The sequence below is a fragment of the Candidatus Neomarinimicrobiota bacterium genome, from assembly GCA_036476315.1.
Taxonomy (GTDB): Bacteria; Fidelibacterota; Marinisomatia; order Marinisomatales; family S15-B10; genus JAZGBI01.
The window spans coordinates 60,672-83,669 of the sequence record JAZGBI010000022.1 but is presented as its reverse complement, the minus strand read 5'-3'; the positions used below and the strand labels follow the sequence as shown (position 1 = coordinate 83,669).

The window sequence follows — 22,998 nt, the reverse complement described above, 5'->3', positions numbered from 1 at the left end:
TACGCATTACGAATTACAGATCAAGAAGCAAGAACCAAGAGCCAAGGTCCAAGTAGAACAGTCGCAGTTGCAGTAGAAGTGGGCAGCCTTACGCATCACGAATTACGGATTACGAATCCCGTCTCCAACTCTCCAGCTCTCCATTTCACTTCGGTTGCTTCCGGCCATACCGGTCTTTCCACAGGTGAGCCAGACGTTCGCGGATGAACTTCTCGTATCCCTGTTCGGTGGGCCGGTAGAACGCTGTCTGGTTCACATTCTCGGGGAAGTAGTTCCGGTCCACGAAATGGTCCGGGTGGAGGTGTGGGTAGTCGTAGTCTTTGCCATGTCCCATCGACTCCATGAGGGGTGTTGGAGCGTTTCTTAAATGGAGAGGGACGGGGGAAGTTCCTCCATCGCGGATCTTCTGCCGGGCTTCTTTGATGGCGACGTAGGCGGCATTTGACTTGGGGGCCGCCGCGAGATATACGGTCACCTGGGAAAGTACTAGAGACGCCTCGGGCATGCCGATGGCGTGAACGGCGTGGAATCCAGCGGTGGCGAGGGGGAGTGCCTGGGGATCGGCGTTGCCGATATCTTCTGATGCGAGAATAATAAGTCGCCGGGCGATGAATTCCGGTTGTTCTCCTCCTTCCAGCATGGTGGCCAGCCAGTAGATGGCGGCATCGGGATCGCTCCCTCGAACGGACTTAATGAATGCCGAAATCGTGTCGTAGTGGTAGTCGCCCGTCTTGTCGTAGACGACAGTTTTTGCCTGGAGGGCATCGTTCAGGTTTTTCTTCGTGATGGACTGGGTTCCGTCTTTTGAAGAGGAGAGAAAGAGCGTTCCTTCGAGTGTATTGAGCATTTTCCTGGCGTCGCCACCCGCTGATTGAATCAATGCGGTTCGTGTACCTTCTTTGAAGCGGATGTTTTTCTTTTGCAGGACGATATCGGATCCCAGCGCTCCTGTGAGGATGGCTTCCAGTTCTTTATCGGTGAGGCTATTCAGTGTAAGAACGCGGCACCGGGAGAGGAGGGGGGCTGTCACTTCGAAGGAGGGATTTTCCGTGGTGGTACCCACGAGAATAACGGTTCCCTCTTCCACGGCGTGCAGAAGGGCATCCTGTTGGGCTTTGTTGAACCGATGTATTTCGTCGATGAACAGGATGGTGTGTTTATGCATTTTGAAGCTCGTTTTCGCCGTGTCGATGATCTTGCGTAGATCTTTAACCCCTGAGGAGACGGCACTGATTTCGTAGAAGTCGGCGTCCATTTCCCGGGCCATAATTCTTGCCAGGGTTGTTTTTCCCGTTCCCGGCGGACCCCAGAAGATGAGGCTGAAGGGTGACTTGTCACGGATGGCCTCCTTTAGGAGTGTTTCTTTGCCCACGAGGTGTTCTTGGCCTATGAAGTCCTCGAGGGATGCGGGCCGAACCCGGTCCGCCAGCGGCGGCAGTGTGGATCGTTTTTCCGTCATGCCAGGTTAATTTAGACCTTCACCCAGGGAAAAACAATTGATTGGAGAGTTCAATGATTGATGGTGATCTGTCTTCAGCTCACGGATAAACAGCAGAATTACTTTAGAGAAAATTCTTGTTTGTTTGGAGATATATTTCGCTAATGCAGAATTATATTGCATGCTCACAATTTTTTTACTATGTTGAGGTACCGAGAGGAAGGGGAGAGGCGTCCCGAACAGTGGGGAGGTTCGCATTCCTTCAAAGAGATTTCAAGCAGTTATCCTCACAATTGTAATTGTTCTCGTCTTACCTCTAAGCATGCTCTCCATTGTCCTCTCAGTGCACAAAAAAGACGTAGTTCCGTCTATTGGTGACAATTTTGCTTTTGATAGGATACCAGGGATGGGTTCCGCGGTAGCGAAGGGAAACCAGAGTATCATTATTTTTTTCGATCCCGCATGCCAGCATTGTCTTGCCGTCCTGGCCAACATTTCAGATCTGCTTTTCGATCTTCCGTCAACCGGGACTTCAGTTCTTGCTTTAAGTATCGCTGACAGTCTCGAAACAGCCCGGTTCCTTCGAGCCTATCAACTTCCGATTTCTATTCTTACCGACACAGAGCGACTTCACGAACAGCTGGGAGTCAAGAGTGTACCTGCCGTCTTTCTAGTTGACGGAGATGGGATTATTCGTCACAAGTGGGTGGGAAGACGATCCAGGCAATTCATACGCGATGTTGTATCGGATTTCTCCAGAACCTCAAGAATCCCCATCCGGGCGCTTGCCGACAGAGGTTCTGTTACTTTTGAAAGAAAACTCGACTTGTCAAAATACTTGTCTGATGAAGGGACGTCCATGTCCGAGCTCCAAGCAGTGCTTGAGGAATCATCGTTGCTTTTCGAGGAGTTATGGACGAGGACAGTAGGTGGTGAGCGTATTGCGGATCGGTACATTGCTTACGGTACCGTCTGCGAGTGTGGTGAACAGGCAGGCACCAGTTACGTCTTGATTTCCCTTCTCGTGGATCATGAGACGGGTTCGCTCGTCGACCGTCATGTGGCGGAGGAGGTTAGCATGAGTTATATCAATCGTTATCTTGAATCCCAACACGAGAGATTTCGTGACGATTTCCCTTAAGCGATTGTGCACACTCGTGGGGATTCTCGTCGTTACGGCGGGTGCTGTCTTCCTTCTCCAGGTGGGTTTACTCTTCCATTCGACCAACCGGATGGTTCCGGGAATCCCCCCGATGCTTTCTGATTACACTTACCTCGGCAACGATGATGTCATTTTGCAGCAGGAAGACAGTGATTGCGGTCCGGCAGCCTTAATGAACGTATTTGTTCATTACGGGATCGGGGCTTCGATTGAGAAAGTCAAAACCTTTGTCGGGACGATGGAGAACGGAACCTCCATGTTGAAACTCAAGCAGATGGCGGAACTGAAGGGGTTATCCGCGGAAGGATGGATTTATATGTGGGAAGATTTTCGAAAGATAGATTTACCTGCCATTGTCCTTCTTCGGAGCAATCATTATGTGGTCGTGGAATCGATTCCTAATGAGAGGGAGTTGATTCTCATCGATCCTGCGATAGGGCGGATGATGATATCTCAGAGAGAATTCCTAAGAATTTGGAGCGGTGAAACGCTTCAAATGCAGAAGGCAGACGCATATGAGTCTGCCTCCTGAGAGACGGTTATCGGTGAGTCATTGGGAGATGAGCACCGATAACACATCCCGTAGCCGGTGGGAAATTAGTCCGTCATGGGCCGGTTTCCCACCGAAAATTGAGGAGATGAGCTATGAAGAAGATCATCTCTATAGTCCTAGTTTCCGGCATGACACTGTCTGTTGGAGCATCGGTTATAGGAACCAGTCAAGCCGCACCCGTAACTAAGAGCCGTACCATGGACATGACGCACATGGAGAGCATTCTTGGAGGTGATGGAAGCAGCGACAGTGGTGTTTCGTTGGGTTGCGTCGCTGCCATCCTAGGGATGACTATATTAGCCTTCAGTTTGCTGGGCGTAACGAGCATAGGTGCACTCCTTTGGTGGCACTTTGGCGTGGGCGCTGGGGCATTTGGGATTCTTGCGAGTTGTAGTGGATAACGTACACGCGCTGCAATGATCTCTCATCAAGGGAGCAATCTCGTCTGATAATCATGGTGGTGGGGAAGACATTCCTCACCACCATCCCAATTTTCTGGTACGACAAGAAAGTAACTGCCTATAGGTCATTGAGGATTTCATGAAATGAGTGCTACGACAAGAAATATTGTCACCGTATCCACAACATTGTACAAGAGAGATAGGCGGAGTACCATTTGGAATTATGTTCTCTTCCCCTTGTCGCTGATCTTGGCAGGATCATTTTCATTTTGGGTAGGGTATTCTTACCCTGAACCATACATAGTCAGTTTCATTTTCGCGTACTCTGTTTCTCTCGAGCTTTTGTTGCTACTTTTTGGCTATGTCCGAGACTTAAAGGTTAGAAGAGGTCATATGATTTTGTTCCCGCTATCGGGCGAAAAAAAATATGGTTCTCTGCTGACTATGGTTCTCTATGATAAGAGAAATCTCATACACATAATCGTAATTCTGGGATTGATTGCTGCCTTACCGGAAAGAGTATTGAGTGTAGTGGTATTCGTTTCTATCACAATCATAGTGATCGTCACCCTTCAGGTCTGGATATTGAATATCCTCATGGTAGTGGGCGCACAAATTCGAAAAAGCGATATTTGGTTCCAGCAGGTCTTTTTCATCTTGATTGTCCTGTACCAGATTCCCGTGCTAGTTAAGAAACATTATCTATATAACCTATATCCCTTTTGTGGGTGGATAGGTTCTGTCACCAATGCAGCTCAGAAAGGAGACTACGGACTGGTCACAATCTACTTTATATTTGTTTCATCTTTGCTGGTGATTGGATTGAGGGTAGGTACAAGCCTGATGAAACCCAAGAAAAAACTCCGGAACGATTCATGAGGTACTCACAACTATTTAGACAAACGATTTTGTTATACAAAAGATATCACTCCATTCTTATGGTTGTATTCTTGTATCCAACGTTCATGATCGTGTCTTCTTTTTTCCAAGGTTCACTCAACCCATTATTCTTGCTCATGCCTGGACTTTTCCTAGTGCTCTGGTCTCTGAGCATGGTAATCACGAACATTTTCGCAACCCTTCCCGGCGATTTGCGGTCGTTGATGATTTTCCCCTTAGACTGGACTAAGATAATTATTGCCCGCAACGGTATTCTCTTCTTATCTATGGCAGTTTCCATTCTGTTGGCACTTTTCTTAGTTTCCATAATGTATGAGTCAAATAGTAGTTTTCTTCTCTCATTCTTGGTCCATTCAGGAGTCGTTCTGACAACCGCTCTAGGTGTTGGAAATATTCTGTCCGCAAGATCCCCAAGACCCTTCCGTCAAAGTATATTCTCGTGGAAGGGCCTTGTTATGATAATCGTCCCTGTGCTCGCGAATGGCCTGCTCGTGATTTCCAGTTCTCTCGGGGCATTGTGGTACGCTGTGACCGCGTCGACTTCACTGCTCCTATCCTGTTCTTTCTATCGCTTATCTGTGTGGCGTACATCTGAACATCTCCAAAACGCTGTGCATAGAATTTTGGGAATGGTAGATGAATAGCTCTATCTTGATCGTTCAAGCGCTGAGCAAATCCTATGGTCCTTCCGTGGTCGCACTGAATGGCCTGAACCTTGACGTTTCCAGAGGTGTCATCTTTGGTTTTGTGGGCCCCAATGGTGCGGGGAAAACCACGACCATCAACATTCTCGCCAATATCCTGAAGCGTGATTCCGGAGAAATCCATCTGTTTGGTGAGTCCCTGACGGAAAAATCATACAAATACAAGGGCCGAACGGGATTTGTGCTCGAAAGACCTACCTACATCGAAAAACTGTCTGCAAAAGAATACCTCACATTTGCGGGAGCGATGTATGGACTCGAGGAAAAATCAGTTAAGGAAAGAACTAGTGAACTGATTGGCTTTTTTGAACTGAAGGACAAACAGGACAAATGGATTGAAACCTATTCGGCAGGTATGAAAAAGAAAGTCTCCCTGTCTGCCGCTTTGATCCACGATCCTGAATTCCTTGTTCTCGATGAACCGTTTGAAGGTATGGATGCCATTGCCGTTAAAAAGACAAAGAAACTTTTCCTTGACCTGAAAAAGAAAGGAACAACCATCCTGATTACATCCCATATTCTGAGCTATGTGGAAAACCTCTGCGACGAAGTGGCCATTATCCATAAAGGAAGGGTTGTGTATCAGAATACGATTGAGGATATTCGATCTGAATTCAGGGAGAAACTCGCAGAAGATCCAAAACTATCGGCACTGGAAGAGATATTTCTGAGCGTCGTGGAAGAAAAAGAAAAACAGGCCAAAAACCTTAGCTGGGTGGAGAATAACAAATGACAAACCTGAAACACCTGATCCTTGAACCGTCCCGGCTCTTCCTGAACCTGAAAGAAAAACCGACGTGGATCGTCCCCTTTGTTATCGTTGCCGTTGCCGGAATTATCATTGCGATCCTTATGCAGCCGGCACAGGCCCAGGTCACCGTGGTCAAACTCCAGGAAATGCTTTCTCCCGACCAGATTGACGCGGCACTGCAAAGAGCCAAACGATTCGGACTCATCACAGCATCCATAGTCCCACTGGTGACATTGATCAGATGGGCCATCGTCAGCGGACTCATCCTCATGCTGACGAACCTCTTCACCGAAAAACTCAATTTCAAGCAATCCTTGTCAATCATAAGCTACTCGAACCTGATCCCGCTCGCCGGCTCTGCCGTCAATACCGCAGCCATCTATATCAAGGGCCTGGAGACTATCTCATCCTCGTACGACCTGTGGCTCATCGGACTGAATTTCTGGAGCAGAGAAGCGATAGGTATGCCCCTGTTTCTGTTCTTGAGCGAAATCAGCGTCTTTTCAGTATGGTACCTGGTTCTTGTCGTCCTTGGATTGAACACCATTGCCGATCTATCCAGGGGAAAAGCTGCGTTCGTGGCGGTCTTTACCTGGCTCCTGGGAGTAGCCTTCAGAATGGGGCTGGCCCTCATGGGGAGCCAACTGGCACCGGGTACCGCAGGCTGATAATTGACTATGGACAATTGATGATTGACTATTGAAAACTGGAGAAATGGAGGACTGGAGAGATGGAAAAATGGAGGAGCGGAGAATTGGAAACCCAGGTAATCAGGTAACTGGGGAATTAGGTAATTGGGGAATTGGCCGCCGCAAGCCTATTTTGAATCCGCTCAAGACTGAATCCCTTTTTCTCCAGAACTCTCCGTACCCTCGGTTCTTCCAGCATGGCCAGGAACTTCTCGTCCTTCAATCTCCTCGCCAGCTTGGGATGCTTCCAGCCCAGTTTCTCCTGGGCTTTTGATACGACCCAGTTGTTCTTCATGAGCGCGATGACACTCATGACGAATTCGAGTTCCGCCATGGGCAGATCCTTATAAGGATCGTATTCCACGTAGTGAATCACCGTTCCTTCAGGGAATTGACCCCCGTCTTCCCTCTCCTCCAGCTCCGGCACCTTGGCGTAGATTTCGGATTCGTAGACTTCCCGCACTCTGATGGGCAGCGTTTCAAAGGTGAGGGAGAACGGTTTGCCCGCGTCCCAGTACCACTGAATGCATTCGCTTAGAATGTTCACCAATTCCCTGGCATTTCCCGGCAGATCGTACATCCGAAGCGCCTGAATGTATTCCTCCTCAACCTTCACGTTGGCTCCACGCTCCCCGTTGAACCCGTCCACATAGCGCTCTATAGTTTTCGCGATATCCGACTTTCTTTCTCGCAGCGGGGGGATGTAGATCACGTGGGGAAATCTCCATTTGAGATCGCTTCGAAATATCTCCTCGTCATCGATGTCCCTGTTCGTGGCGGCGATCAACCGGGTGCACGATATATCCACATCGTTATTCTGGCCGACGGGTCTCACCTTGTTCCTGTCAATGGCGTTCAGAAGCTTTGCCTGCACCGACTTGGGAATCTCGGCAATCTCGTCAAGAAGCACAGATTTTGTCCAGTAGACGTTGTTGGTCCGGTGTTTCGCCGACAGTTCCTTCCTGTCAATCAAAAGGTAACCAAACTTCCCACTCACGTCCGTTGCCGATTTGCTGGCAATGCCGAATATTTCCGATTCAAACAGGGTGGGGGTGATGGAGGCCGTGTTCACAATATCCACTTCTGTTTCGTATTCAATCCCGTTCCCCCCTTTCGGATACCGGTCATCCACGATGACCTCCCTGCCGGAGTTGTCCTTTCCCCACTTGTGATTGGATATCTGGAGACCTCTCACGTCGCGGTGCCACATGGAATGCCTGGCGATCAATTTCCCCAGGGTCGTTTTCCCTGTGCCGCTCTCACCCAGGATCAAAAGAGGTTTGTTGGAATGGCACGCCTTGGCCGCCTGCATGCAAATGGTCCTGCTGATGTTCGACGCTCCCCACCAATCCTTCGAAAGATTCTCAAACGTGGACCCTTCCTGTTCCGAAAGGTTGATCTGAGGGACTTTGATATCGAAGACGGCGTTGTCGTTGTAGGTCAAGTCCCTGGAAAGTCTGGCGGCGATATCACGAATCCTGTCCAGGTCATATCCGGGCATCTGTGTTGGGAATTCCGTGATGAATTCATACGGGACGGTTCGCCAATCAATCTTGTTCATGACCCGGAGGATACCCCGTATGCCGCGAACGAATATGGGGATGGCGATGAGGCTCTTGAGTTGTGATTTGAAAAGGTACTTCTCGTACTGGGATTCGTAAGCCGACCTGTGAGGAAAACTGTATTCCATGGGCGATACCCTGTCAAAGTCCTGTACGGTGGTGAGTTCGATGTGATTCGCGGATGAACCCGATAGACTTTTGACGTTTGGGGGATACGTGTTGATGATCCTGTTCTTCGTGTAAACAAGAGGCTTGAAGCGCCAGACATCCGCGGCCACCTCGTCGCAGGTGTTCTCCAGCCCTGCTAATTCCTTTCTGACAGAGTCCTCAACGTCTGTCACGTCACCGCGGTCTTCATAAAACGACGTGAGAATATTGCGATCAATCCTGAAAAGAATGGCCTGGCGAACGAGTCCCTGCCCTTCCTCCTCGAGGAACACCTCCGCGGTCTGGTAACCGTAATCGTTGTGGACCAGCTCCACGAGATAAGTGTCGAAAAACCTTTCGTCAAACATGTCCGCTCCTACCTTGATTTAGTTAAGAACCACAGAGAGCACAGAGAACATAGATTCGATGCCAGTACTTTGTGGCGACTCGTTCCGAGTATTTCCTCCTGCATTTCTCTGTGGCCTCCCCACCTGCTCCCTCCTCGTAGGGAGGGCGGGCAGGTGTGGTTTTGTTGCTAATAATTCGTCAGCGAATCGTAAAGGATGATGAGAATATTCTTGTTCTTCACTTTCGCGGCGACTTTCAGTGCCACGAACAGGGAGGCGGCCGATGTATGCCCCACATAGAGGTTTTCGCCCTCGATGAGGAGCCTCAGAGCGTGCTCCCATTCGTGGGCGGCCACGGTGTATGTTTCATCGATGAGATCGACATCGATGAAAGGGAACCGGACTCCCCAGGCGCCCACGCCGTACAATTCGTGTTCCCTGTAGTCCACAAATTGATTGGCAACACCGTCCTTCATGTTTCGCACAACCGGCGCTTCCACGGGATCGAACGCTACGATACGCGTTTCCCAGGCATCTTTTAGGGCTCTGCCCACACCCGCCATGGAAGTGCCGTTTCCCACAGCTGAGACAAAGAAATCAATCCCACCATCTAACCGGGAAAACTGGGAAACCACTTCACTGCCGCATTGCTCCATGGCCCTCACACTCTCCACGTTCTGAGAGTGATTCAAGCAGAACAGGCGCGAAGGATCACCCACCTTCTTCTTATCGTGGTCCTTTCTTAGCACTTCTCTCAAAAGCCTCTGAGTTCCCAACACATACTCGGTGTCATGAGTGCTGTACAGGTTCTGTGTGTATTTTCGAATATTCTCCGTCCGGTTCCTCGGCAGATTTCCCGGGACAACGATGTGCGTCTCATAGCCCAGTTCCTTGCCGATGTAGGCACACGCCGCTCCTGCACAGCCCGAGGTGTTCTCTATGACCGGGGTAACACCCGGAGAAATCTTTTGTGTCTCCAATTCGCAATAGCGGTAAAGCCTGTAATAGACCCGGTCATAATGTGATCCCGATGGATTCTCGAACTCATGCTTGCAGTATATGGTGTTATTGTTGGGAATGGATAACCTTTCCAACGGGACAAGCCGGGTGCTGCCAATCTTGCGCCCGAGTTCATTATATAGTTGCTCTCTATTCATAATGACACTAGAAAGCTAAGTCCCACCTGATTACTAGTCAAGATTTAAAGCCAGTCCCTCCATTTCCATTGATATGCTTCATAATACTTGAAGATTCAGCTGCAAATGTTCAATTTGAATGTTCTTTATGCACAATGTGCGAGTGGCACGGGATTTGCACTATTCGGATATGGATATTCAGGTGATGAAGCATGTATATTGGTGTTAAGGTGACGCACTTAGACGAGGACAATCATGAAAAAGACTAGCCGTTTGTTGATTCTGAGCGTCCCGGTTTCTCTCTTTTTTCTCCTGCAGGGGTGCTATACCCAACTTGCCGTTTCCCAGAACTTCGTCGAACACCGTTACACTGCTCCCCAGGCGGCAGCTCCCGCTGACACCCTGGTTGAGGAAGGGATTCCCCCCGATCCCGATACCGTGATTCATGAACATTACTGGTCGGGGGGTTCTTACTACGATCCCTGGTACCGGTACGATCCTTTCTACGATCACGGCTACCACTTTGACCTCAGGTTTGCCTGGGGCGATCCTTTCTGGCATCCATGGTGCTACCGTTCCTACGATCCTTACTGGTCCTGGTGGAGCGGACCGTACTGGGCCGATGCATATTACCCGTGGTATTATTCAGGATACGGAGGATACGGCTATGGGTATCCATACCGGAGTCGGTACTGGGCCACGTACACTTACGTCGACCCTGTCCCCAAAAAGAAGCGGGACTGGGACCGGAGAGGAGGCGACCTTGGCGACCGGGAGATTTCACGTCCAGCGAATTCTGCAGGCAGTCAGGACACCCAGCCCGTCGCCGCCGCTCCAGGGCCTATGGTCAGAGTTGAATCCGGTGCCAAAGGCGACGTAAGATCCGTCAAGAGAGCTCAAGACCGCCCGTCAGGGGAGGTTTCAAAGAGGGGCAAATCCACCAAACGAACGGCCCCCCGGTCGGACATCCGCGGAGTCCCCGGCCGCGGGCAAAATTCTAAAGTCAAGATTTCAAGAGCTGTGAGGCGAGTATACGATCACGTTGTGGCTACCAAATCAGGAGCACGCAGCGGGACCGTACGCGGCAGAAGTCCCAAATCGGGTGGGAGTGGCACCTCGGTCAGGTCCTCATCGAAGGGTTCCTCAGGTTCGGTTTCCCAGAGTCGCGGTCACCGGAGCTCATCCTCCCACAGTGGAGGTCATCGGAGTTCCTCCGGGGGAGGAAAATCCTCGCGTTCGGGCGGACGCAGCTCAGGTGGAAAGTCGAAGCGCTAGAGAGAGGGATAACCTGTGAAGTTCTCCATATCCATCGTGACCGCTGCAATCCTCAGCACGTCTCTTCACGGACAGAGCGCCTACGATGCCATTCACCTCATGGACGGAGAGATGGGGTTTGGTACGAGAGCCCTGGCCATGGGGGGCGCCTACGCCGGTCTGGCTGACGACTACACCGCCATTTACTGGAATCCCGCCGGGTTGGGTCTCGTGAAGGAGCGGGAAATATTCACGGAATTTTCCCACCTGAATTTCACCAACGAGGCGCTTTTCAAGGAGAGATCGACGGTTGACGATCAAGGGTACACCCGTTTCCGGTCCGCCGGCGCCGCGTTTCCCTTCGCAACGAGCCGGGGAAGTCTTGTTCTCGCGCTCGGTTACAACCGGATCGTGAATTTTGATGAGAACCTGGCCTTCTCAGGATTCAGCAGCGAAACGAACGACATCGGCTTCGATATCACGGATGAAAACGACATTACCGGGTACTACCTGTTTGACAGGGACGTGTTTCGTTCAGAACAGATGAGCACCGAAGGGGGCCTGCGCCAGTGGACCCTCGGCGGCGCCGTCGCCCTCTCTCCCAATTTCCTCATGGGTATCACCGCCGCCTACACGACAGGGAAGGAGCAATATCAACTCTGGTTTACCCAGGAAGATTCGGATCACCTGTACGAAGAATTCCCTGGAGATTTTGACAGTTATGAAGTGAGCCAGGTTCTTCGATCGGATTATGCCTCGCTCAGCCTGAAGCTTGGGGGCCTGATGCATTTTGGTTGGGGCCTAAGAATCGGAGCGGCCATGACCCTGCCATCCACCTTCTCGGTTGATGAAGTCCATTCAAACTCCGACGAGCTCACCTTTGATGACGGATATGTGGATGCTGCGGAGGAGTCGGGCCGGTGGGACTACAGGGTCAAAACGCCGTTCCGTTTTGACGGAGGACTTTCTTACCGTCTCGTGTTTTTGACCTTCGCCGCGTCGGTGCGCTACCGTGACTGGTCACAGACACGGTTTCTGGTGAGCCGCCGCCGGCTGGAAGATGCCGACTATCGCGAGTTCCTTGAAGAGAACGAACTTATTCGACAGACGTACCGTCCCACTCTGGAATATCGACTGGGTGGGGAAATCGCCCTGCAAAAACTTCACACGAAGCTCAGGGGGGGATATTCCCTCATTCCTTCACCCGTGAGTGATGCAACCGGCGACGAGGACAGGCAATTTTTTAGTGGTGGACTCAGTTTCGCCCTTGACCGTTACGTAAATCTTGACCTGACACTTCTTCACGGGAGTTGGGAGAGACAATCGAGGGACAGTTTCACCCCCGCCGGAACGGTCGAAGAGATCACGTTCCAAAAGCTGTTGGTGGGTATTTCGTTCCAGTTCTAATCCCCTATTTGCCTTGAAGCCACACCTGCCCGCCCTCCCGACGAGGAGGGAGCAGGCGGGAAGGTCACAGAGAAGTCTAATTGGCATAGGCTCATAGACAGATGACGCGTCTGAAATACTCTCAAAAACAGATTTGAAATGGTTTATTGTAGGGTTTTAGATGTCTGCTTAGAAACATCTGTGTTCACCCTGTCCCGATCAAGTCGGGATGTGGTTCTTAAATAGATCTGGCTAGATATTTATCTTTGATCTTCAGGAAATATTCGTACGCCGCGTCGTAGTTATTTTCGATATCCCCGTCCAGAATTGCCTCTTCAATATCCTTCTTTATTTTCCCCACTGTCAGTCCCGGACCGATCCCACATTCCTTCATGATGACGTCCCCGCGCACGGGAGATTGAAATTCCCGCATGGCATCGCGCTCCTGCACGTCCTGCATCATTTTTTCCACCCGGTCGAAGTTGCCCAGGTACTTTGTGACCAGACGCGGGTTCTTTGAGGTGATATCTGCCCTGCACAGTGCCATAAGATCGTCGACATTGTCTCCCGCGGCCACCATCACTCTTCTGACGGCGCTGTCGGTGACGCCTTCCATGGCAAGAGCGATGGGACGGAGGTGAAGAAAGGTCATTTCTTTCAGGTAGTCCTTCGTCTTGTTGGACAGCTTCATCCGTTTTGCGATCGTGTCTATCAACCGGCTGCCCACCACTTCATGGCCGTGGAAAGTCCACCGCTTTTCCGTGTCAAACTTCCTCGTTCGCGGTTTGCCGATATCGTGTACGAGTCCCGCGAACCGAAGGTCACCCTTTTCCGTCATCCCGGCGAGATTGTCCACCACCTGAAGGGTGTGGTAGAAAATATCCTTGTGGTGCCATTCGGAGGGTTGTTCAAGACCGGCCATTGCCGAGACTTCCGGAAAAGTGATCTTCATCAAGCCCACATGTTCAAGGAGATCGAGACCGATGGATGGACGGACGCACTGGAGAATCCTGTAAAATTCGGCGGTAATTCGCTCGGCTGACACGATCCGGATTCTTTCCACCTGTCGCTTCATGCTTTCCACAACCGCGCGGTCGATCTGGAATTCCAGCTCCGCCGCGAACCGGATGGCCCGCATCAGTCGTAGCGGATCTTCAGAAAATGTGGTATCAGGATCGAGGGGCGTCCTGATGATTTTCTTCTGAAGGTCTTTGATGCCTCCAAGGGGATCGTGAACTTCCCCGAGAGCTTTTTTCCCCAGGGAAATTGCCATGGTATTGATGGTGAAATCGCGGCGGAGAAGATCGCTCTCGAGATCCGTAAATGTCACACGCGGTTTTCTCGAGCCGGGATCGTATGACTCCTTGCGGGCGGAAGCGACTTCTATACGGCATGCGTCATAGGGAATCTCGGCCGTACCGAAGTCTTTGAAGGGAACAATCTTTCTTACGCCCAACCGGTGGGCGAATTCCCGCGCGAACTCAATCCCGTCTCCCACAACCATCAGGTCAATATCCGACAACGGCCGGTTCATGAGCAGATCCCGCACGTAGCCTCCCACCACGTATGCATCTGTATCCGTTTCGTCACCCAGTTCTCCCGCCATTTTCAAGAGCGGGAAACGTTCTTTGTCGTCTTCGATGAGGGTCTTGATGTTCGTCACGGTGAAGAATTTACGAAATCCCGTTTGAATTCCCTTATCCGCTGTGGAGGGAAGAAAGGATGCAAAATCTCGCGGCGACTGTCGGCTACGTTCTCGCCGTGGGATTATCCAGGCCGTGGTTTCTTTCGCACTTTTCTCAGGCAGAAAAGTGCCAAAAGGCCTTGTGGCTAGAAAATAATTTGGGCGGGTCTGCCTGCACCCGTGGGAATCAATTAAACTCCCCCCGCATTCTGCGGGGATCAAACAGTAATTGATTCACTTCCACGGTCTTGGGATCCCCTTTATTGCCCAGATTATTTTATGGCCACTGATGGTGCCGATTCGTCGGCACCAAATAGTAGGAAAACGGCCTTAGAAGAGTCCCGCCAGTTTTCCCGTCAGGAGCCGGGCCCTTGACTGGCGTGGAGGCGGAGACACGGATCATCTCAAGATCCTTCGGAGAATCCATGAGTGCTTGCCCCGCGGGGAGTCTGCGTGTCCGGTAGAAAGGGATGTTAGAAACGGAAGTTCCTGCGGTAGTATCCAAAGTGGACAATCGTCACAAGTTTTTGCATGCATGCGAAGACGGACGTTTCTTCTTGATGGTGGACGAGATTCTGTCTATCTTTTTTTGATATGTTTAGTATCCTGAGACATGCTACCCTATTCATTCTAATGTCTTCGGTCACGGCACAATTTGGCGACGTTGAGGTCAATCTGGACACCCAATGGCTCAGGGGGACCGACCGGGTTATTGTCTCAGAGATTGCCGATCAACTGCAGATTTTCTTCACCACCACGCCGTGGGATGAGCAATACGGCGATTTGGAGATGACCCTCTCGATTCAGATGATTTTCGAAGGTGCCGCGGAGAAAGGAGGTGAACGCCTCTATACGGCCCAATGCAGCTTTTCGAACCGGCTGGACCAGCGCTATTTCGCAAAGGGTATTCAATTCCCGTACTCACGGGGGCAGGGTATTGCATATTCCCCTGTAATTTTCAATTCCCTTGCCAGCACGATGGAATACTATGGCTACATAATGCTGGCAGGAGAGGCGGATACGTATGAGCAATTCGGAGGTACCCGCTTCTATGAACGGGCGAGGGATTTGGCCCTTGAAGGCGAAAGGTCGTTGTACCCCCGTGGCTGGAGCGATCGAATCGAACTGGTGGACCAGTTGAGCAAGAACAGGGGCCTGCGTCTGGCCAAGTTCTACTTCTATGACGTGGACGCTTCTCTCCAGGAAGAGGAGATCGAGGCCTCGGACGAATCTCTCGCGAGAATGATCGAAAGCCTTGAACTGATCTTTTTCACGTTCCCCCGGGAATTCTACACCATGATTTTCCTCAGCGGTCACGCCCACGATTTCTGTGATCTACCGGGCATATTGACCAACCGTGAAGTCCTTCTTAAACTCCTGGTTGAGATAGATCCGGAGAATAAGAAGACCTACCTAAGGTGTCTGGGAATCAAGTCCGAGTAGCGGCGCTTCCCGAGGATGTAGTAGTCCAGAACCACACTTCCCTTATATAACAGCTGCAGTACCTCCCTGTCCCTGAGTTTCCGGAGAGCTTTTGTCTTCCGTCGTTTCCGGTAGATGGTTGCGGGATGGGTGACAATCCAGGCAAGGGACTTGAGGATAGCGCCCACATGTTTGAAATCTCTCAGGGCGACAGCATACACCACTGCCACGAATTCAAGGAACAGGCGGATGGGGAACAGGTAAATGGTGAGTGGCAGGTTGTAATTTCCCAGCATCATCATGAGGGAGTTGCGGTGGTTCAGGTATTTCTTTTTGGGCGAATCGACGGCGAGCGTGAGGGCGTTCTTATGGTAGATCAGTGACCTGGGATTCACGAAAATCCGGAATCCCATAAGCTGCATGCGCCACTGCAGGTCAATCTCCTCCTGGTGGGCGAAGAAAACCTCATCGAGTCCTCCGGCAGCTTCAAAGAGTGAGCTTTTCGTGAGAAATGCCGTTCCCGACGCCCAGAAGATCTGTCTTTTGTCGTCGTACTGCCCCCTGTCGCGCTCCCGGGCGAGGAACATCCTTCCCCGGGTAAAAGGGAAGCAGAAAATGTCCATGAGACCTCCCGACCCTCCTGCATAGTCGAACAGAGTGCGGTCGAAATAGTTCAATATCTTCGGCTGCACGGCGCCGACGGAAGAATCCTTTTGGAGCGTTTCCACGAGATGTTCAATCCAGTCCGATTCGTGAACGGTATCGTTATTCAGAAAGAGCAGGTACTCGCCCGCGGCGGCCTTGGCGCCCCGGTTACATCCACCGGCGTACCCGTGGTTCTCGCTGCTGCGAATGAGTTTGACGTCGGGATGGTTGGATTGAACCCATTCCGGACTCCCATCCGTGGAAGCATTGTCGACAACAATGATTTCAATTCGCGGATATGTGGAACGATCGAGGGAATCGAGACAGTCAGACAGAATGTCGACCCCGTTGAAGTGGGGAATGATGATGGAAACCAGGGGAGACCTGGCGCTGCTACGAGTCGGGGGGTTGACTCGTTTTTCCCTTGTACTCTTCAAGGAGTTTCTTGACGCCCGTATCGCCAGGATTTTTCACAAGCCACATCTCCAGAAGCCCGATGGCGTCCTCCACAAGTCCCATATCATCGTAGGCCCGGAGAATGGACGCGATGATTTCGGGGCGGGCGGAACCGTGAAGATTCCTGTAAATATCAACCGCCTTTTCCGTTTCCCCAATTTCGTGGTACAGGTAGCCCAACCTGAACTGCATGTCTTCGTTAGAAACAGGAATGACCGTCTCGGGCAGAACCGTTCCCATCAGTTGAAGGGTCTGCCGGGCAGAATGGCGGGCCCGCTCCAGTTCATCGTCGGTGGCCATGGGATTTTTCTGGACTCTTCTATAATTCCGGGCTTCATTAAACCCCAGTTCCATGAATGCCGAACGGTAGTTCTGAAGAAGTTTGACGACGTTGGGATTAAAATAGACATGAGGATTATTCAAGTTGCGGTACCTGTAGCCGGGTTGATAATCCCGGGTCCATGTGGTGTCCGTGATCACGGTGGTCAGGTTGGTGCGAAGCCTTTCGAAGTTCACCAGGGGAACTGCATGGGACTTGAGCCTGAAGGCAAGTCCCTCCATCTGCAGGTATTTCTCCAGTCCAATCCTGTTCTTGGGTGAAACGGTGACGGCAAAGTAAACGGGATACTTCCACTGACTCTCTTTGACGATGTGGATTATCATGAGATCTTGAACCCTGATCCCCTGTCCCATGGTCGGCTTCACCTCCCACCTGATTTCCCCCTTGCCGTTAAGAGTATCGTCAGGGGCGGGGATTGAGACCGAGGTCTTTTTCCACAGGCTCACATCGAGGAAAAGTGGGTCCCCCGTTGCCGGATTCCTTCCAATAGACTTTTCTCCCAGAATCTGTGCGTCCGTGAAGTTGACAAGGCGCTCACCCGGCGGGCGGGATTCCTTCAATTGGCGGATATACCATTCGGTGTTCAGAAGGCTCAAGTTTGCCACCGTGACGTCTTTCCTGATGCCTTCAACTTCCTGTAGATACCACAGCGGGAAAGTGTCGTTATCCCCATTGGTGAAAATGATGGCATTCGGTTCGCAGGTCTGAAGGATATTGTATGAATAATCCCAGGCAACAAAATTTCCCGATCGGTTATGGGACCGGTAGTTCTTGACAGCCATGACTGACGGCACAGCAAGAAGGAGCAGAAGCGCGGTTCCGTAAGTGGCGTGCAGTCGAAACGGTTTTTGTCTGAAATAATGGAGGACTTTCTCCAGAATGGCAGACGCCCCAATGCCTATCCAGATGGAAAAGGCGAGAAAACTTCCTACGTAAGAATAGTCCCGTTCCCGGGGCTGAAACTTGTCCTGGTTCAGGTAAAGGATGACGGCGAGACCTGTCAGGAAAAAGAGGATAATAACGGACAGGGCCTGGGTCCGGTCTTTCCTGAAGTGGTACACCAGACCCAGGATTCCCAGGAGGAAAGAGAGGGGGAGCCCAAATTGAATCCAGTCCACACCATCTTCATTGCGGTTGGCCAGGGCCCCGTAGCTGGACACCCACCTTTCGCCGGCCGGACCCCTCCCGGCGAACTGCCAGAGGAAATAGCGCAGGTACATTCTCACGATCTGATAGTTCCACAGAAATTCAATCTGTCTGCCGAAATCGTGGAACATGTATTGCAGGTCCTGGGAAGAGGAGAATTCCCTCCCGCTCCGGGGCCGGCCCACTACTTCCATCTTGTGGTTGGGATTTCCCACCCTGCTCTTGATATATCTTCTGGGGAGAAATGTGACGGCCCCGTACTGTTCCCGTTCCAGGTACTTGACTGCCCGTTCCACGGTTTCCGGATCATTTTCATCGATGGAAGGATCTTGATTTGACCGGATAAACAGGATGGAATAAGTGGAATATCCGATGGTAACGAGAAGGAGTGATGAAAGAACCACGGACCACAGTCTGTAATGACGGAGAATGACGTACCCGGTGGCGCCAAGAAAGACGATGAAAAGAAAACCAACACCGCCAACGCCGACCACGGTTGCGAGTTTCGGAAATCCCTTGATGATTCCGAGATAGATAACGAGAAACGTCGCGGCGACAATGGCGGCCATCGTAAGAAACGATTTCCATGTGAACTTCCGCTTTTTGAAGTAAATGATCATGCCCATAAAAGGGAGGGCAAGTAGGTTCAAGAGATGAACGCCCGTGGCGAGTCCCAGAAGATAACTGATGATGAGGATATACCGTTCATTTCCCGGTTTATCGGACCGTTCCGCCCAGTGGAGGATGAGCCACACCACCATCGCGGTAAACAGTGTGCTAACAGCATACACCTCCGCTTCCACCGCGTTGAACCAGTGGCTGTCCGTAAACGCGAAGGCAAGAGAGCCTACCAGGCCGGATCCGAACGCCACCACTCGATCTTCCCTGCTCTTTACGGGCCCCCGCCAGTGGCTCACGAATTGAACAATGATGAGATAAAGAAACATGACGGCGAGAGCGCTTACCAGGGGGGATATGAGATTCACTCGGAAGCCGATGTCTTCACCGAAAGGGATCATGGAGAAAATGCGTCCCAGGATGAGATACAGTGGACTCCCCGGGGGATGGGGAACTCCGAGGGTGTACGACGTGGCGATGAACTCCCCGCAGTCCCAAAACGATACCGTGGGAGCCAGGGTATCCATGTAGATAATAAAGCTGATGAAAAAGGCGGCACCAGCCAGTACCCTGTTCTGTCTCTTAACGGGCACCGGAGTCAATCTCCATTCCCGTCATCCTCCTCCTCACCCGTCTCATCGCTCTTTGCGCCTTCTTCTTCCTCGTCGGTCTCAGGGGCCTTTTCGTCTTTTGCTTCCTCAGGTTCCTTTGTGGCTTCCATATAGTTCAGCTTCAGATTGCTGATGGTGGAGTCGAGGAACTTCTCCTCGTGCTCCGACAGGTTGCCCTTCATGCGCCGCTTGATCATATCCAGCAAATCGATGTAGAGACTGGCACCTTCCAGGTTTTTCTCAATCTTATCCGTTGCGGGATTTTTCAACTTCCCCATGGCAATCCATGCACTCTCACTGAACATGGAGACGAGGTAGACGAACATAGGTTCTTCTTTTGCTGACTGGTTTTCTGCCATAGGCACTTAACGCCGTGGATGGGGGAAGAGTTTCCCTCACGCCCCCACCGCCGGCCCACCTCCTTTGTTGAGAATGAAAAGAATTGAACTGGACCTTCTCGGATCCGGCAGCGCCTGCAGGTAGGACCGGAGACCGATCCACACACCCCGAACCAGACTCCCGTCCCCATTCTTTTCACTCAGCATGGAAACATAGAAGGAATCGAAGGGAAGGTGTCTGATTTTGAACAATCTGAAGCGGTGCTTCCGAAAGAGGGTGGCCAGTGATCCGAAATCAAAGTGGTACAGGTGGCGGGGTGCGTCGTAGGCCGCCCAGAGGGTCTGGTAGTGTTCCGCGTCATACGACCGGTAATTCGGTACGGCCACAAACAGGAACCCGTCGTTTCTCAAACCGTCGCGGATACGTTGAAGGTATCTGTCCAGCCCGTGCAGATGCTCCAGCGTATGCCAGAGAGTCACGATGTCGAACCCCGGACTGTCGCTTTTCAGCCATTGATCGGGTGCCTGTACCTGCAGGCCGTATCTTTTTCGAACGAGTTCTCTCGCCCGTTCGTGGGCCTCAACGCCGTCCACTTCCCAGCCGGCACGATGCATGGTATTCAGGAACGCCCCGGTGCCGCATCCCAGGTCGAGAAGTCGACGACCGGAAAAGTGCGCCATTCTCTCCACAAGGTTGCGCTTCTGCACGAGTGTCAGTCGTTGAACGTTACCGTAAAGCAGAGGAATGATGCCCCTCGGGACTTCCGAATGGGGAACATAATCGTCCGATTCGTAGTACTTGCCCATTCGGGTCTCGTGGGGAAGAGGGTGGGTCACCCTCACGCCGCAGCTCTCACATTCAGAGATTCCGAAGGATTCCCCCGAAACGGTGAAGTCCTTAACCGTGAATATGAAATTGAATTTGTTCTTCTCACAGACGGGGCAGCGGCCGATGGAAGTCACAGGAACTTAGTTCAACGCATTAAACGAGGCTCAAAACGTCAGCCTATGTTGACAAAGTCCAGCATAGGTTGATAATCCCGTATGAACCGTTTTCGAATTTCTTTGTGCTCTGGATTTCGGAGCTGTGGGTCTTCAGAGGCAAGGTCAAATGCTGCTTTCCGGGCCCGGCGGATGATGGGTCCGTCGTTCACCAAATCCGCTATTTTCCACCTGGGATATCCGTGCTGTCTGGTTCCGTAAAACTCCCCGGGGCCGCGTAATTTAAGGTCTTCGTCAGAGATTTCAAATCCGTTGTTCGTGTTGAGTATGATCTCCATTCTTCGACGAGAAGCTTCGGTGAATGTCCGCTGAACCAAGATGCAGTAGCCCTTCTTTTCTCCCCGTCCAACGCGCCCGCGGAGTTGATGCAGTTGAGTGAGGCCGAATCGTTCGGCGTTTTCGACGAGCATGACGGTCGCGTTGGGGACATCGATCCCCACCTCAACCACGGTGGTTGCTATGAGAATCCCGATCTCATTGTTGGCGAACGCGTCCATGGTCGAATCTTTCTCTTCTTTCTTCATGCGACCGTGAAGAAGGGCCACAGGTCTCCCCGAAAAAACTTCTTTGGAGAGGTGTTCGAATCCGTCTTCAGCGGCTTTCAAATCGCTTTTCTCAGATCCTTCGATAACGGGAAATATCACGATGCACTGACGGCCTTCGTCAAGTTGTTTGCCGATAAAGTCATAGACCTTGGGAAGCATATCTTCCGTTACCACGCGGGTGATGTTGGACTTCCGGTTCCTGGGCATCTCATCCAGGAGGGATATGTCCATATCCCCGTGATACGTGATCGCCAGGGTCCTTGGGATGGGAGTTGCCGTCATGACCAGTACATCGGGATTGAGACCCTTTTCCAGCAGTGCTCCTCTCTGAACGACACCGAACCTCTGCTGTTCATCTATGATCACAAAACCCAGGTCGTGAAAGCGAACGTCTTCCTGGATCAGGGCATGAGTTCCCACAGCTACATGTACGTTTCCATTTTCGATCCCTTTCAGGATTTTCCCTCTTTCCTTCGAAGCCTGTTTGCCTACGAGGAGGGCCGTCGTGATGCGGACTCCATCGAGATAGTTCCTGAACACCCGGTAGTGCTGGTGCGCCAGAACTTCCGTTGGGGCCATGATGGCAACCTGCACGTTATTGCCCACGGCGATGGCGGAGGCGAGGACGGCAACGATGGTTTTCCCTGACCCCACGTCGCCCTGCAGTAACCGGTTCATGACGTCAGGGGATGCAAGATCCTTTCGTATTTCCTTAAGCACCCGCTTCTGGGCTCCGGTGAGTTCGAAATCGAGCCGGTCGTACAAAAGTTTCACGTAGGGTCCTATTTTTCCGAGGGCTCTCCCTTTTGCTTCGGTAAGCCCAACTTTTCTGAGTGCCATTAGGAGTTGAAGGAAGAAATGCTCGTCAAATTTCAGCCGGAACACCGCTGCGCCCAGTTGATCCGGACCGGGAGCGAAATGGATAAGCTTGAGTGCTTCGGCAAGGGGAATAAGGTCACTGTTCCGCGTAACAAGCTGCGGCAGGAATTCGACAGGGGTATCCTCGAGAAACTGAAGCGCCCCTTTCATTATCCGTCTGAAGCCCCGGCTGTCCAGTCCCACATCTTTCAGGGCCTGTGTGGAAGGATAGAGGGGAATGACTGCCCCGGTGTGAAGGGGATCGCTCTCCTCATCGCTCAGCTTGTCATACTCGGGATGGACAATCTGATAGCCGTTGTAAAAATCCACTTTTCCATGAAAGGCGACCCTGTCCCCTGCAGAAAAGGCTTTTTGAACGTACTTGATACCATTGAACCATACGCAGTTCAGAAGTCCTGAAGCGTCGCTCACGACGAGTTGAAAGTACTTCCGTCGCGCCCTGCGTATCCCGGAGGTCTCCACTTTGCCCACCACCGTGGCCACATCGTTTTTCCGGAGATCAGAGATGGCCGTAACGGTTGTCCGGTCGAGGTGCCGCCGCGGAAAGTGATAAAGAAGCTCGCTCACCGTCTCAATTCCCTCTTTTGCAAGAACTTCGGACCGCCTGGGTCCTACTCCTTTCACGTACTGGACTGGTGTATCGAGGGGATGAAGGTTGGACTCCATGGCGTTAGGCGGCTATTCTCATCAGCTGGCCTGCCAGCCTGCTCCTGAAGAATGAGGGCTGGCAGGCCCGCCCCTCCCGATCCCGCCGCAGCGGGAGGGGGCAGGCGGGCAAGTTCCCGGAGATATATCGCCCACACTGTTGGAGTGTTTCCCAAAGGGACTCCTTTGGAGGCGGCCAATTCTCAAGTTATCGTGGATGGAGTTTGGAATTAGCAG

General features: G+C 51.7%; 20 protein-coding genes. 10 read left to right on the top strand and 10 right to left on the bottom strand.

Features of this window, described 5'->3' with window-relative positions; genetic code table 11:
- Positions 1 to 145: 145 nt before the first annotated feature.
- Positions 146 to 1,459 carry a replication-associated recombination protein A gene (locus tag V3U24_02830; protein MEE9166386.1) on the bottom strand — a complete coding sequence of 438 codons (1,314 nt, stop codon included), beginning with the start codon at positions 1,457 to 1,459 and terminating at the stop codon, positions 146 to 148.
- 385 nt (positions 1,460 to 1,844) lie between these two features.
- Between V3U24_02830 and V3U24_02825 the strand changes: the two genes are divergently transcribed.
- From V3U24_02825 to V3U24_02810, 4 genes are all read left to right on the top strand, one after another.
- The gene (locus V3U24_02825) at positions 1,845 to 2,579 is read left to right on the top strand and encodes a TlpA disulfide reductase family protein (GenBank protein ID MEE9166385.1); all 735 of its coding nucleotides are present in this window, start codon (positions 1,845 to 1,847) and stop codon (positions 2,577 to 2,579) included.
- Positions 2,563 to 3,132 (top strand): cysteine peptidase family C39 domain-containing protein, encoded by a 570-nt coding sequence (locus V3U24_02820; GenBank protein MEE9166384.1) that lies wholly within the window; start codon positions 2,563 to 2,565, stop codon positions 3,130 to 3,132. The genes V3U24_02825 and V3U24_02820 overlap by 17 nt, the downstream gene beginning before the upstream one ends.
- Before the next feature lie 113 nt (positions 3,133 to 3,245).
- Positions 3,246 to 3,554, top strand: a complete 309-nt coding sequence (locus V3U24_02815; protein MEE9166383.1) for a hypothetical protein — start codon at positions 3,246 to 3,248, stop codon at positions 3,552 to 3,554.
- A gap of 144 nt (positions 3,555 to 3,698) precedes the next feature.
- The gene (locus V3U24_02810; protein ID MEE9166382.1) at positions 3,699 to 4,433 is read left to right on the top strand and encodes a hypothetical protein; all 735 of its coding nucleotides are present in this window, start codon (positions 3,699 to 3,701) and stop codon (positions 4,431 to 4,433) included.
- A 46-nt stretch (positions 4,434 to 4,479) separates the two neighbouring features.
- On the opposite strand, the gene V3U24_02805 is transcribed toward V3U24_02810, so the two are convergent.
- Positions 4,480 to 4,761 carry a hypothetical protein gene (locus V3U24_02805; protein MEE9166381.1) on the bottom strand — a complete coding sequence of 94 codons (282 nt, stop codon included), beginning with the start codon at positions 4,759 to 4,761 and terminating at the stop codon, positions 4,480 to 4,482.
- Between the two features lie 329 nt (positions 4,762 to 5,090).
- On the opposite strand from V3U24_02805, the gene V3U24_02800 reads away from it, so the two are divergent.
- Both V3U24_02800 and V3U24_02795 read left to right on the top strand, forming a co-directional pair.
- Positions 5,091 to 5,891, top strand: coding sequence for an ABC transporter ATP-binding protein (locus V3U24_02800; protein MEE9166380.1), 801 nt, complete (start codon positions 5,091 to 5,093; stop codon positions 5,889 to 5,891).
- Positions 5,888 to 6,577 (top strand): YIP1 family protein, encoded by a 690-nt coding sequence (locus tag V3U24_02795; GenBank protein MEE9166379.1) that lies wholly within the window; start codon positions 5,888 to 5,890, stop codon positions 6,575 to 6,577. The genes V3U24_02800 and V3U24_02795 overlap by 4 nt, the downstream gene beginning before the upstream one ends.
- Positions 6,578 to 6,695: 118 nt before the next feature.
- On the opposite strand, the gene V3U24_02790 is transcribed toward V3U24_02795, so the two are convergent.
- Both V3U24_02790 and V3U24_02785 read right to left on the bottom strand, forming a co-directional pair.
- On the bottom strand, positions 6,696 to 8,675 hold the full coding sequence (locus V3U24_02790; GenBank protein ID MEE9166378.1) for a sigma 54-interacting transcriptional regulator: 1,980 nt from the start codon (positions 8,673 to 8,675) through the stop codon (positions 6,696 to 6,698).
- A gap of 167 nt (positions 8,676 to 8,842) precedes the next feature.
- Entirely contained in the window at positions 8,843 to 9,811 is a 969-nt protein-coding gene (locus V3U24_02785; GenBank protein ID MEE9166377.1) for a pyridoxal-phosphate dependent enzyme, read from the bottom strand.
- A 234-nt stretch (positions 9,812 to 10,045) separates the two neighbouring features.
- Here V3U24_02785 and V3U24_02780 point away from each other — a divergent pair, with 234 nt between their 5' ends.
- Together V3U24_02780 and V3U24_02775 are read left to right on the top strand one after the other, a co-directional pair.
- Entirely contained in the window at positions 10,046 to 11,065 is a 1,020-nt protein-coding gene (locus V3U24_02780; GenBank protein ID MEE9166376.1) for a hypothetical protein, read from the top strand.
- A gap of 15 nt (positions 11,066 to 11,080) precedes the next feature.
- The gene (locus V3U24_02775) at positions 11,081 to 12,451 is read left to right on the top strand and encodes a hypothetical protein (protein ID MEE9166375.1); all 1,371 of its coding nucleotides are present in this window, start codon (positions 11,081 to 11,083) and stop codon (positions 12,449 to 12,451) included.
- A 217-nt stretch (positions 12,452 to 12,668) separates the two neighbouring features.
- Here the strand turns inward: V3U24_02775 and V3U24_02770 are convergent, their stop codons facing one another.
- On the bottom strand, positions 12,669 to 14,093 hold the full coding sequence (locus V3U24_02770; protein MEE9166374.1) for an HD domain-containing protein: 1,425 nt from the start codon (positions 14,091 to 14,093) through the stop codon (positions 12,669 to 12,671).
- 615 nt (positions 14,094 to 14,708) lie between these two features.
- Between V3U24_02770 and V3U24_02765 the strand changes: the two genes are divergently transcribed.
- Positions 14,709 to 15,557: a DUF4835 family protein gene (locus V3U24_02765; GenBank protein ID MEE9166373.1), complete on the top strand. Its 849-nt coding sequence runs from the start codon at positions 14,709 to 14,711 to the stop codon at positions 15,555 to 15,557.
- Here the strand turns inward: V3U24_02765 and V3U24_02760 are convergent.
- The 5 genes from V3U24_02760 to recG all read right to left on the bottom strand — a co-directional run bounded on the left by V3U24_02760 (position 15,524) and on the right by recG (position 22,782).
- Positions 15,524 to 16,618, bottom strand: a complete 1,095-nt coding sequence (locus V3U24_02760; protein ID MEE9166372.1) for a glycosyltransferase family 2 protein — start codon at positions 16,616 to 16,618, stop codon at positions 15,524 to 15,526. The genes V3U24_02765 and V3U24_02760 overlap by 34 nt on opposite strands.
- Positions 16,575 to 19,334 carry a DUF2723 domain-containing protein gene (locus V3U24_02755; GenBank protein MEE9166371.1) on the bottom strand — a complete coding sequence of 920 codons (2,760 nt, stop codon included), beginning with the start codon at positions 19,332 to 19,334 and terminating at the stop codon, positions 16,575 to 16,577. Before V3U24_02755 ends, V3U24_02760 begins: the two co-directional genes overlap by 44 nt.
- 5 nt (positions 19,335 to 19,339) lie before the next feature.
- Positions 19,340 to 19,678: a DUF1844 domain-containing protein gene (locus V3U24_02750; protein MEE9166370.1), complete on the bottom strand. Its 339-nt coding sequence runs from the start codon at positions 19,676 to 19,678 to the stop codon at positions 19,340 to 19,342.
- A gap of 69 nt (positions 19,679 to 19,747) precedes the next feature.
- The gene (locus tag V3U24_02745) at positions 19,748 to 20,533 is read right to left on the bottom strand and encodes a class I SAM-dependent methyltransferase (GenBank protein MEE9166369.1); all 786 of its coding nucleotides are present in this window, start codon (positions 20,531 to 20,533) and stop codon (positions 19,748 to 19,750) included.
- Between the two features lie 158 nt (positions 20,534 to 20,691).
- On the bottom strand, positions 20,692 to 22,782 hold the full coding sequence (recG, locus tag V3U24_02740) for an ATP-dependent DNA helicase RecG (protein MEE9166368.1): 2,091 nt from the start codon (positions 22,780 to 22,782) through the stop codon (positions 20,692 to 20,694).
- A gap of 51 nt (positions 22,783 to 22,833) precedes the next feature.
- Here recG and V3U24_02735 point away from each other — a divergent pair, with 51 nt between their 5' ends.
- Positions 22,834 to 22,995, top strand: coding sequence for a hypothetical protein (locus V3U24_02735; protein ID MEE9166367.1), 162 nt, complete (start codon positions 22,834 to 22,836; stop codon positions 22,993 to 22,995).
- Positions 22,996 to 22,998 lie beyond the last annotated feature (3 nt).

Excerpts from the sequence above, each read along its gene's own strand:
- V3U24_02805 (MEE9166381.1), bottom strand. The coding sequence starts at position 4,761 with ATGGAAACTAAGAAAAGTGCCAACAGAATGGAAACTGCCATAGATAAG.
- recG (MEE9166368.1), bottom strand. The coding sequence starts at position 22,782 with ATGGAGTCCAACCTTCATCCCCTCGATACACCAGTCCAGTACGTGAAA.
- V3U24_02810 (MEE9166382.1), top strand. The coding sequence starts at position 3,699 with ATGAGTGCTACGACAAGAAATATTGTCACCGTATCCACAACATTGTAC.
- V3U24_02750 (MEE9166370.1), bottom strand. The coding sequence starts at position 19,678 with ATGTTCGTCTACCTCGTCTCCATGTTCAGTGAGAGTGCATGGATTGCC.
- V3U24_02765 (MEE9166373.1), top strand. The coding sequence starts at position 14,709 with ATGTTTAGTATCCTGAGACATGCTACCCTATTCATTCTAATGTCTTCG.
- V3U24_02790 (MEE9166378.1), bottom strand. The coding sequence starts at position 8,675 with ATGTTTGACGAAAGGTTTTTCGACACTTATCTCGTGGAGCTGGTCCAC.
- V3U24_02800 (MEE9166380.1), top strand. The coding sequence starts at position 5,091 with ATGAATAGCTCTATCTTGATCGTTCAAGCGCTGAGCAAATCCTATGGT.
- V3U24_02825 (MEE9166385.1), top strand. The coding sequence starts at position 1,845 with ATGGGTTCCGCGGTAGCGAAGGGAAACCAGAGTATCATTATTTTTTTC.
- V3U24_02735 (MEE9166367.1), top strand. The coding sequence starts at position 22,834 with ATGAGGGCTGGCAGGCCCGCCCCTCCCGATCCCGCCGCAGCGGGAGGG.
- V3U24_02830 (MEE9166386.1), bottom strand. The coding sequence starts at position 1,459 with ATGACGGAAAAACGATCCACACTGCCGCCGCTGGCGGACCGGGTTCGG.
- V3U24_02795 (MEE9166379.1), top strand. The coding sequence starts at position 5,888 with ATGACAAACCTGAAACACCTGATCCTTGAACCGTCCCGGCTCTTCCTG.
- V3U24_02780 (MEE9166376.1), top strand. The coding sequence starts at position 10,046 with ATGAAAAAGACTAGCCGTTTGTTGATTCTGAGCGTCCCGGTTTCTCTC.
- V3U24_02785 (MEE9166377.1), bottom strand. The coding sequence starts at position 9,811 with ATGAATAGAGAGCAACTATATAATGAACTCGGGCGCAAGATTGGCAGC.
- V3U24_02815 (MEE9166383.1), top strand. The coding sequence starts at position 3,246 with ATGAAGAAGATCATCTCTATAGTCCTAGTTTCCGGCATGACACTGTCT.